Here is a 766-nt window from a genome sequence, read left to right as displayed (position 1 = left end):
TATACCCAACACCAGCTAAAACTCCATGTATCGGGTGACGCACCCTCTCACATAGTTTAGCCATCACGTTAGCACACATAAATTCCTAAACAAGGTAATGAAGAAAAATATTATATTTTTAGTGCTTTTATTAACCTCTTGTATTTATTCGAAAAAACAAGAAGATGGTTTTTATCATTACTCATATTGTACTGCAATTTCAGGGGAAGAAAGTGAATATCATTTATTAAAAAAAACTAGTATTAATGAAAATGATACTATCAATCTAACAATCAAGATAGTTGATAAAAGGTCACAAGAATATTTTAATTTTCCTGCATTTATTGAATACAGTGATTCAAACAAAAAAGTAAATATGATGACTAAATCTGACTCTATAACAAGACTTGAGTTGTTGCCCAATATTTATTCTTTAAAAGTTAGTTGTATTGGGTATAATGATTTACATATAGATAAATTGTTGTTAGAAAAAGATAATCATACTGAAATATTAGTAGAAATGGGAGAAGCGAATGGGTTTGCTGATTATAATATAAAAAGTAAATGGAAACTTACTAAACTTCAATTAAAATGCAGAATCAAGAAACTTGAAAGATAATTATTCATATCTATTAAAAATTAATAAATACGTGTGCTAACATCAGCTAAAACTCCATGTATCGGGTGACACACCCTCACACGTAGTTTAGCATATACGTTGTGGAGCATTAAATGAACCGAAGTAAAACATAATGACAAATCATTTAGGCAAAATTTTCGGAATAAT

At 28.7% G+C, this 766-nt stretch carries 1 protein-coding gene; it reads left to right on the top strand.

What is annotated here, in order from left to right:
- Positions 1 to 97: 97 nt before the first annotated feature.
- Positions 98 to 598 (top strand): hypothetical protein, encoded by a 501-nt coding sequence (locus HGP29_RS28280; RefSeq protein ID WP_168885819.1) that lies wholly within the window; start codon positions 98 to 100, stop codon positions 596 to 598.
- Positions 599 to 766 lie beyond the last annotated feature (168 nt).

Source organism: Flammeovirga agarivorans, from assembly GCF_012641475.1.
GTDB classification, from domain to species: Bacteria; Bacteroidota; Bacteroidia; order Cytophagales; family Flammeovirgaceae; genus Flammeovirga; species Flammeovirga agarivorans.
The sequence above is the reverse complement of the archived record's forward strand: the minus strand, read 5'-3'. Positions and strand labels throughout refer to the sequence as shown.

Coding starts and splice junctions, on each gene's coding strand:
- HGP29_RS28280 (WP_168885819.1), top strand. CDS start 98: ATGAAGAAAAATATTATATTTTTAGTGCTTTTATTAACCTCTTGTATT.